Genomic DNA, 9780 nt, shown 5'->3' with positions numbered 1-9780 from the left:
AAACTCAACATCAATTTTAATTTAAAAAAATATATTAAATAATTTGATAACAAATATAACTCCAACTATTCAACTCCCCTAATAAAGCTAACTAGCTCATCAAACATCGCTTCTAGGATGCTAGGCATCACAGCAACTAATTGTGTGGCAATACATCGAATCAAGTTCTGTACCATGATGAGCTCCTTGGCACGAATCTAATAACTATCGCCAACACTAAACAGCTAGCGATAGTGTGATCGTTTGGGTCTACGCGGCTTCTAAACGAGAAATAATAGCCTCTAGAGGCAGATCTTTATCACGAATCAGTTCAACAACTGCATCTATATCTTGTTCGCGGTTCAAAGCTAACGCGTGGTTTAAATCGTCAATTAGCGTTAGAGCTTGTACCCTAGTTAGTTTACGCAGCGAGCTCACTCGACTATCTGACGGCATATCCATTAACTCTGCTACGGAGTCTTTATCTTGTTTCACAGAATGGGCTGTACTTGTGCTTTTCTTGATTTTTGAAACAACCAAATTCTCTACATTCGGCACCGTTTTCGACGAAGAATCAATACTTACAACGCTCTTAGCCCTAAACTCTCGAACATCAAACTCATTCATCACTGTTTCTACAGGCAAAGGTTCATAACTCTTCTGGTTGTATTTGTTTTTACTTACTAAGAGCTCAGAGTAGTAAGCAATTGTTGGCAACATGAAATTCAGATGCTTCAAAATAGCTTGCTCAATCCCTCTCATCTCATTTCGTTTGATATACACGCCGTCTTTACGTGCTTGCAGTGCGAATGAGATGGAATGCTTCACTACGTCTAAACGGCTCTCGTTGATATCGCCTAGCTCCTGAGTTTCTAAAACACGAGACTCTTCTTGAGATTTCAAGATAGGTAGACGTGTACGAAGCGATTTGATACACCCCTGGATTAATTTATCGTTCGAAGACCTGATTGAATGAACCTGTTTAGGTTTTGACTGAAAGTCGTCTTTTTTAACTTTACTTGCTCTAAGCTCACGCTTTACTTCCGCCATAAAGTTATTAATTGATTTACAGTCAGATGGAGTCGAACCGGTAAAAATTGGCTTTGGTACACCATCGATAAGCACTTTAAGATGATTCGTCTGTGTTCTTTCATAAGAGAAAGGAGTGTCGGCGCCAAGCAAGTCATTTAGAAATTTAATGACTCGTTTTTGATACTTGCTGTAACCGGATGACTTACACATAAAGGCCTCTCAATTGATATCGTTTTGTTGAAAGGAATTTTATGAAAGGCTAAGCCTTGAGTGGGGTTTATAAGCTTGCGAAAAGTATCTTCCTGAACGTTTTTACTGTGTTGTTGAGTTTATTTAACGGCTTAGTGGCTGATTCCATGAACCAAGTGACTATTTGCACTGGGTACATATATTCAATTTGCGTCAGTTATTGTAAGTTGCGACAGCTCAAACTCACAATTCAAACGGTTCAGATACAACAAAGCCCGCTAAAATAGCGGGCTTTGCGTTTGTTCACGAAGAACTAAATTTGGTGGGTCCGACCAGATTCGAACTGGTGACCCCTACCATGTCAAGGTAGTACTCTAACCAACTGAGCTACGGACCCAAATTTTATGTTCGGCATACTTTGGTTTTAGTATGGCTTTAAGGAGTGGTGGGTCCGGGCGAACTCGAATCGCCGACCCCTACCATGTCAAGGTAGTACTCTAACCAACTGAGCTACGGACCCATTCCTTAAGAACGAGAAGGATATTAGCTATATCCTATGAGGGGTGCAAGCATAAATTCATTAACTTTGAATCGTTTGGCGAAAATCTAAACTCAACACCCGTTTTCAGACGATTTTATCGTCAAGCCTCAACTTGAGTGAGGTTAAAAGTGTGATCTACTTAACTTTTGTGTTTTAGGTTAATTGTCGTAAGGCACTTCACTGAGCATCCAAATTTGCAAAACTTGCGATACGTTTGGGCAATCGCCAAACAAAATTTGGTATTTAGGCTCGAACGGTTCACCAATGAACGTTGTGCGAATCAGTTTGCCCGTTTTAAGATCCACTTGAGTACTGACTCGCCCTTTGAAATTTTGGAAAATCGCAAACTGCTCACTGTGGTAAACCATCTGCTCACGATAAAACAAGAAATGGTCCTGAGGTGTATCTGTTAACTGGCATTCAAGTGGTTTGAGTGACTGCTGTGCATGACTACTGAACGTGAGTAGCAGCGCTGAAAGAATCCATCCATATCGCATAACGCTTCCCTATTCTTCTTTCTTTACCAAAGTATAGGAGCTACCAGAACGGATGTTGATAAGTGTTGTTCTTTGTTCAACGGTAAAACAAAAAAGGCTTCAACCAATCCAGTTGAAGCCTTTCTCTATTTCATTATCTAGGAACGAAATGGTTATTCGTCTTCGGTATCAAACACCACGTTGTAGTTTTCTGTGTAGGTACAGTTTGGCTGACGGCTACAAGTGAAGAAGCGTCGGCCTTTAAACTCACCTTGGCTTGCTGTTCTGATGATCATCGGACTGCCACACTTTTTACAAAAGCGGACTTCTTTATCCGGTTCAATCAGATCAATGTGTGCTGCCAATAAACGACGTAAACGACCCACTTGGTAACTGTGTTTTACCGATGCGCCAATCAAAGGAAGGTTCGCCGATTTACACACGTGCATGAGCAGTTTTTGGCGCTCGACTTTGCCTTTATGCAGCTGCTGACCGTTATCAAGCTCAATAATCACACGTGGTTCAAGCGTTCTAGGGTCGCAGATAACGTAATCAAAGTAGCTGCGTGAAATTCGGTTACTGGCAATAAAGAACTGCTTCTTGTTCTTAATCTCTTTTGGTGCGATCAACGTTGCCATGTTTACTTTGGCAAACACCACAGCATGATCGCCAACCGCCGCTCTTAACGCATTAAAAAACGCCCCTTCTTGCCCTTTTAATAAAGGACCTTTCGAACGATATGGGAAGTCTCGCGTGTCATCGTTTTTGATCACGTACTTTTGAATGATAAAGAAGAAAACAACAAGTAGAACAACAATGATAAAGATGTTGGTCATAGATAAAGTGCGCCCAAAACAACTAGTTGCTCAAAGCCTAAATGGAAATTTTAGCCAGAGCAACAAAACCGATAAATTTTGCGGGGTGATGATAACAGTAGCCAACGTTTTGAACACGATTTTTACGTCAAGTTGAGAGAACAAAAACGGACTCCATTAAGAGCCCGTTTATTAATCATTAAGATGTAGTGAGAGTGCTAGCTGTTCGCGTCAGGTTGGTTCTCTGGCATGGCATCAATAAACGCAGGCAGTCGATTACATGCTTCTACAATCAAGCTAATTACCGGATAAGGAGTCATATCCACTCCAAAACGTAACGCGTTGTACACTTGAGGCACTATGCAAATATCAACAACAGAGGGAGAGTCAGTCACACTGTAGATACAGTTTCCATGTTGTTGTCGATGCTGGTTTAGTTTCTCTTCTAACGCAGTAAAGCCTTGATTTACCCAATGATGAATCCACTCGACTTTCGCCTCTTGATCACACGACAGCTTCCCTTCTAGATACTGCAACACGCGCAAATTATTAAGTGGGTGGATCTCCATCGCGATATCCTGAGCCATAGCCAAAGCAAGGTAACGAAGCGGCAATTTCTCTGGAACCACTCGAACTTGTGGATACTGCTCATCGAGATATTGAATGATGGCAAGAGATTGGTTTAACTGAATATCACCATCCACCAGCACTGGCACAAGCTCAGAGGCATTTAGCTCATGGTATTCCGCACTATGCTGCTCGCCACCATTACGTACCAAATGAACCGATTTGGACTCATAGTTCAGCTCTTTTAAATTCAAACAAATGCGCACTCGATAAGCCGCCGAGGAGCGCCAATAACCATAGAAGGTGATGTTATCGCTCATACTTCCCTTGCCCCTCACTCTCAGTGTTTTAGGTATTGGCTGACTTGCTGATCAATCGCGCCAAAGATCGAGTTGCCATCTGCGTCAAACATCTCAAGCTTGATAGAGTCACCAAACGACATAAAGCTCGTCGACGGTTTGCCATCACGAATGGTTTCAATCATGCGCACTTCTGCGATACACGAATAACCTACGCCACCCTCCTCGATAGAGGTGCCATGCTCCGTGCCCTGCTTATTCGATACTGTGCCCGAACCAATGATTGCGCCCGCAGAAAGTGGACGGGTTTTGCTGGCATGAACAATCAAATCAGCGAAATCAAACGTCATATCTACGCCTGCATTCGGACAACCAAATGGCGCGTTGTTATAGGTTGAAACAAGCGGCAGATGCACTTTGTTTTCATACCATGCTTCACCCAACTCATCTGGCGTTACGGCAACAGGAGAAAACGCCGAGGACGGTTTTGATTGAAAGAAGCCGAAACCTTTTGCCAGCTCCGCTGGTATCAAACCACGCAACGACACATCGTTAACGAGCATGATAAGGCGAATGGATTCTTGTGCTTCTGCAATACTTGCTCCCATCGGGACGTCACTGGTGATCACGGCAACTTCACCTTCGAAGTCAATACCCCACTCGTCGCTAGCAAATTCGATGTTGTCGCAAGGACCAATAAATGCGTCAGAACCACCTTGATACATCAAAGGGTCGGTCCAGAAGCTTTCTGGCATTTCCGCACCGCGCGCTTTACGCACTAATTCGACGTGATTGACGTAAGCACTGCCATCTGCCCATTGATAGGCGCGAGGCAATGGTGACTCTAGATAGTGGGATTCAAACGTTTCACTTCCTGAAACCGAACCATTGTTTAGCGCGTTATAAAGCTCTTCCAGTTGTGGCGCGACTTTATCCCAGTTATCCAATGCCACTTGCATGGTTGGCGTGAGATGCATCGCGTGGAAAATTTCGGTTGCCGGCACACATTGTGTCAGGTCTTTGCTCACGACCATCAATAGACCATCGCGAGTACCATTTTTCTTGGTTGCTAATTTCATCCTTGCCCCTTACTTCTCTTGCCAGCTATAGACGTATTCTTTGTTTTCAACCTTATCGAGCTCGTCAGAAAACTCGAGCGCGTGGCGCGTATCAATCATCACTGCCACTTCATCGGTAAACTTCTTCTTATATTCCTGACCCGCTTTGAACGCTTTCGGATGAGGGCCATGAGTAAAGCCTGCTGGGTGGAAAGTCACCATGCCTGCTTCGATGTTGTCACGGCTGAAGAAATCCCCTGCGTGGTAGAACAGTACTTCGTCGTAATCGTCATTGTTATGATAGAACGGCACCTTCAGTGCGCCAGGGTCACTCTCGATTGGACGTGGCACAAACGTACATACCACGAATCCAGCACCAACAAATGTAGTGTGAGCAGAAGGCGGTAAGTGATAACGGTGCGACATCAAAGGTCGAATATCACGCCAGTTCACCTTCACCACAGCCAAGTCACCGTGCCAACCAATCGCATCAAGCGGGTTGAATGGGTAAGTAATCACGCTGACTTTGTCATGGCGCTTCACATGAACTTGAGTTTGAGCTTCTGAGTATTGCGCACGAAACTCATCGTTAATGGAAGGTGTTTCCAAAACCGCTGGGTCGAACACAGCGTGATTACCCACCATGCCTTTTTCTGGTAAAGAATAAGCAGCATCGGTGTTTTCAATCATCAGAACAAACATTGGCTCACTTGGTTCTAATCGCCAACTGGTTGAGCGTGGGATCATCACGTAATCGCCTTCGCTCACTTTGAGATGACCATAGTCGCAATAAAGATCTGCCGTGCCGTGATGGATGAACAGCAGCTCATCGCCATCGGCGTTACGCACCAAGAAGTCCATCTTCTCATCCATACGCCATACACGGATCTTACAGTTGGCGTTGTGTAGCAGATGCGGCACTGCCCAAGGCGAAATCTGACTCGCCGTTTCGACTAGGTTGAAATCGAAAGCGCGCGGACGTAAATCGCCCTCCCACTCAGACCAACCTGTCGGTGCGTGTTGATGATGAAAGTGTGCCGCAGGACCGAAGAACCCACTTCGACCTGCTTCACGTTCGTAAATTGCCTCTTCCGGGAAATCAGCATGTGCTTGCTTGGAGCACACTCCCTCCCGATGAGGGAATGTGATCCATTTATGCATCGCTTAGTACTCCTCGGCGGATTTGGTCTTCTTCAATTGATTCAAACAAGGCTTTGAAGTTACCTTCGCCAAAGCCCTCGTTGCCTTTACGCTGAATGATTTCAAAGAACACTGGACCAATAACGGTCTGGGTGAAGATTTGCAGCAAGATGCCGTCTTTGGTCGGCGCGCCATCGATAAGAACTTGCAGATCACGCAGTTTGCTTACGTCTTCGCCGTGTCCTTTTACGCGCTCGTCGACTTTCTCGTAGTACGTGTCCGGCGTTGGCATAAAGTCCATGCCACGATCACGCAGTGTTTGAACGGTTTGGTAGATGTCATCGGTGGTCATCGCGATGTGCTGAATACCTTCACCGTTGTATTCACGGATGAATTCTTCAATCTGGGATTTGTCGTCAGAAGACTCATTGATGGGAATGCGGATCTTGCCACACGGCGCGGTCATTGCGCGGCTAACAAGCCCAGTGAGCTTACCTTCAATGTCGAAATAGCGAATCTCGCGGAAATTACCAATGCGCTCGTAGAATCCAGACCACACGTCCATGTTGCCTTGCTTCACGTTATGGGTCAGATGGTCGATTTCGTACATACCAACGTCTGCTTTCGCTAGGCGCTCGTCTGCATCGTCATAGAAACGGAAGTCAACATCGTAAATGCTCTGTTTGCCGTAACGGTCAACGAAGTACAGAAGGCTTTCACCAATGCCGTAAATCGCCGGAATGCTCAGCTCCATCGGGCCGATTTCCGTTTTGTACTCTTCACCGCCGTTATCCAGCGCTTGCTTGAGTGCTACGTTCGCGTCTTTCACACGAAAAGCCATGCCACAAACTGAAGGGCCATGAACTTTAGCGAAGCCTTCTGCCTGACTATGCGGCTGAGCATTAACGATAAAGCTGATGTCACCTTGTCGGTACAGCCAAGCCTCTTTAGAACGGTGCTTTGCGATCTCTGCAAAACCCAACGATACAAACAGCGCTTTCAGTTGTTCAATACCTTCGCTATCCGCCGCTGTGTATTCCACAAATTCGAATCCATCCGTGCCTAATGGGTTGTAGGTGTCCACCATGACTTTCTCCTTATGTCATTGTTGTGTTTGAACATACGTTCTCTTTCGATATTTCTAACTTGGCGCAGGAGGAGAAAAATTGGAATACATGAGTGGAAATCTGGCTTTACGCAGTTTTAAACGGCAGTTGTAAAATTTATGTTACACACAATTTTGTTATAGCAAACGTTTACGACAATTATACGGAAAGCGAGCTATATCAATGCATTATCATATACCACATCAATTTACACACCGCAGCAAGATGTAAACAACTTGTTACCGTGGCGATTATTTTGGGCAGTAACGCGCATTTATCATTCAAACAAGGTCCCGTTAAGGATATTTATATGGAATGCAAGACGATAAGTGTTAGTATCGTTTTTTTAACCACAACATTGGCAAATAGTTATGGCACGCCGAACTCACGCAGATACCCAAATTACGATCAACACCATTCTCGATGTCGCGACAGAGCAACTGATCACGCTTGGCTACGAGAAAATGTCTTACACAACGTTGAGCGAGCAATCGGGAATATCGAGGACAGGGATAAGCCACCACTTTGCAAAGAAAGCCGATATCCCTCGCGCTCTGCAAGGCAGACTGCTGAAAATGTTGGTGGATAAGCTCGACCTGTCCGGTAGCGAAGAGGCATTTGTCAGTAGTTGGAAGCAACATTTCGAAGATTCTGAATTCATGGCGATCTGGCGCTTGGCATTCTTGATGACCGTTTGCGAGCACCACACTCCTTACCTCAAAGACTTTCAAAATCAGGTAGAGGCAGTGGCTTCTTACAAGTTGCACAAAGATAGCCAACGCACGGTTGAGTGGTTGATTGGATTAACCCTGCTAAGCATTCATCGATACGAATAAAGTCAAATCAATAGTGAAGCCGAGTACCCTACTCGGCTTTTTGCTTTTTTAGGGTGTTGAATACATAAAAACAAAAGGTTAGCAGCATTGAAACTAAAGCGACCGAACCCTTTGCAGAGTTCGGTCTATCCAGAAAGGCAGTGCGAGAGGACATGAATAAACAGAGATTGTATTAATCCACATTCGTGACATTGCTTCAATAAATAGAGGGTAAATTACAATCAGCTCTACACATATACTGCTAACTTTTCATCAATTACAAAAATAGCTCGACTCTGTACATAAATACTGAACTACTTCAGTTAAAACAGAGACTTTCTCGACATATAGAGATTCGTAAAAAGCTCACATCATTCTTCTACGTCCTATTCCCCCTAACACTGATTTCATACGTAGCTCTTACCCTCGTGCTTTCCTAGCTGTTATTTACTTTCGTGACCGCCGCATCAGATCCGGTAATTCACAGGTCAGAATAATGTCAGGCAGAGGTGTTTTTTGATTCAAGACAGTTTTCACATGGATTAGCTGTGTAATAAGAGGTGTTCTGTTCCCTTTCGGGCTCGCACTCTATACCGCTGCGGTCTCGACCAAGAAAGAAAGAGACATCCAAATGACACAAATTAATCAAGAACGTCTAGTTGAACATTTCTGCCAACTGGTTCGCATCGACAGCGAATCTATGAATGAAAAACAAATTGCAGAAACTCTGGCTGAGCAACTGGGCGAACTAGGCTTTACGGTTCACAAACTACCAGTACCAGAACACATTTCTAACGGTTTCAACGTGTACGCACGTCTAGAAGGCAAGAAAGAAGGCTCTATCCTAATGAGCTGCCACATGGATACAGTAACGCCTGGTATTGGTATCGAGCCAATCATCGAAGATGGCATCATTCGCTCTAAAGGCAATACGATCCTTGGTGGTGACGACAAATCAGGCATCGCAGCGATCATGGAAGCGGTTCGCTGCATCCAAGCTGAAAACCTAGAGCACAAAACGTTAGAGCTTGCTTTCACTGTGCATGAAGAAGGCGGCCTGTTCGGCTCTGAGTACTTCGACATGACGCACGTAACGTCTAAAGAAGCGATCGTACTGGATACAGGCGGCCCTATCGGCACCATCGTGACAGCGGCACCTGGTCAGCAAAAAATCGTTGCGACAATCAAAGGTCGCCCTGCACACGCGGGTCTAGCACCTGAAGAAGGCATCAGCGCAATCATGGTAGCGGCAGATGCAATCAACCAGATGAAGCTGCTTCGTATCGACGAAGAAACCACAGCAAACATCGGTATGGTAAACGGCGGTCAAGCGACAAACATCGTGATGCCGGAATTAAAAATTGTTGCTGAAGCACGCTCTCTAAACGGTGAGAAGCTAGAAGCACAAGTGAACCACATGATCTCTACCTTCGAGTCAGTATGTGAAAAACACGGCGCAGAAGTTGAAATCGAATCAAGCCGCGCGTACGACGCTTTTGTTATCGAAGAAGACAACGCTCACGTGTCAGCAATCAAAGCGGCATTCGCTGACATGGGCATCGATGCATTCACAAAAGGCACTGGTGGCGGTAGCGACGCAAACAACTTCAACAAGAACGGTCTAACAACGGTAAACCTTTCAACTGGTATGGCGAAAGTACACACCACAGAAGAATTCATTGCCGTTGACGACATGGTTAAAATCACTGAGTTCGTTAAGCACTTCCTAGTGAAATAACCTTGAGAATAAAGCGCAACTTACG

General features: G+C 44.9%; 9 protein-coding genes and 2 tRNA genes. 2 read left to right on the top strand and 9 right to left on the bottom strand.

The window, feature by feature from the left end:
- Positions 1 to 249: 249 nt before the first annotated feature.
- The 9 genes from VCHENC03_RS13345 to hppD form a co-directional block, all read right to left on the bottom strand.
- Positions 250 to 1221, bottom strand: a complete 972-nt coding sequence (locus VCHENC03_RS13345) for a hypothetical protein (protein WP_009705964.1) — start codon at positions 1219 to 1221, stop codon at positions 250 to 252.
- A gap of 299 nt (positions 1222 to 1520) precedes the next feature.
- A tRNA-Val gene (locus VCHENC03_RS13350) sits at positions 1521 to 1597 on the bottom strand.
- Between the two features lie 46 nt (positions 1598 to 1643).
- A tRNA-Val gene (locus VCHENC03_RS13355) sits at positions 1644 to 1720 on the bottom strand.
- 179 nt (positions 1721 to 1899) lie between these two features.
- Positions 1900 to 2238, bottom strand: coding sequence for a hypothetical protein (locus VCHENC03_RS0125815; RefSeq protein ID WP_009697431.1), 339 nt, complete (start codon positions 2236 to 2238; stop codon positions 1900 to 1902).
- A gap of 152 nt (positions 2239 to 2390) precedes the next feature.
- Positions 2391 to 3053 (bottom strand): DUF2726 domain-containing protein, encoded by a 663-nt coding sequence (locus tag VCHENC03_RS13360; protein WP_005439975.1) that lies wholly within the window; start codon positions 3051 to 3053, stop codon positions 2391 to 2393.
- Between the two features lie 197 nt (positions 3054 to 3250).
- Entirely contained in the window at positions 3251 to 3919 is a 669-nt protein-coding gene (gene maiA / locus VCHENC03_RS13365; RefSeq protein ID WP_009705962.1) for a maleylacetoacetate isomerase, read from the bottom strand.
- A gap of 20 nt (positions 3920 to 3939) precedes the next feature.
- On the bottom strand, positions 3940 to 4977 hold the full coding sequence (locus VCHENC03_RS13370; RefSeq protein ID WP_009705961.1) for a fumarylacetoacetate hydrolase family protein: 1038 nt from the start codon (positions 4975 to 4977) through the stop codon (positions 3940 to 3942).
- A 9-nt stretch (positions 4978 to 4986) separates the two neighbouring features.
- Positions 4987 to 6117 (bottom strand): homogentisate 1,2-dioxygenase, encoded by a 1131-nt coding sequence (locus tag VCHENC03_RS13375; RefSeq protein ID WP_009705960.1) that lies wholly within the window; start codon positions 6115 to 6117, stop codon positions 4987 to 4989.
- A complete protein-coding gene (gene hppD, locus VCHENC03_RS13380) occupies positions 6110 to 7183 on the bottom strand; it encodes a 4-hydroxyphenylpyruvate dioxygenase (RefSeq protein ID WP_005445472.1) in 1074 nt (357 codons plus the stop codon). Before hppD ends, VCHENC03_RS13375 begins: the two co-directional genes overlap by 8 nt.
- Positions 7184 to 7573: 390 nt before the next feature.
- Between hppD and VCHENC03_RS13385 the strand changes: the two genes are divergently transcribed.
- Together VCHENC03_RS13385 and VCHENC03_RS13390 are read left to right on the top strand one after the other, a co-directional pair.
- Complete coding sequence (locus VCHENC03_RS13385) at positions 7574 to 8038, top strand: TetR family transcriptional regulator (RefSeq protein WP_009705959.1); 465 nt, start codon at positions 7574 to 7576, stop codon at positions 8036 to 8038.
- A gap of 610 nt (positions 8039 to 8648) precedes the next feature.
- Positions 8649 to 9755, top strand: coding sequence for a M20/M25/M40 family metallo-hydrolase (locus VCHENC03_RS13390; RefSeq protein WP_009705958.1), 1107 nt, complete (start codon positions 8649 to 8651; stop codon positions 9753 to 9755).
- Positions 9756 to 9780 lie beyond the last annotated feature (25 nt).

Origin of the sequence: Vibrio sp. HENC-03 (assembly GCF_000305755.2) — a bacterium.
Lineage (GTDB): Bacteria > Pseudomonadota > Gammaproteobacteria > Enterobacterales > Vibrionaceae > Vibrio > Vibrio owensii.
Note: the sequence above shows the minus strand (reverse complement) of the source record. Positions and strands in the feature narration are given on the sequence as shown.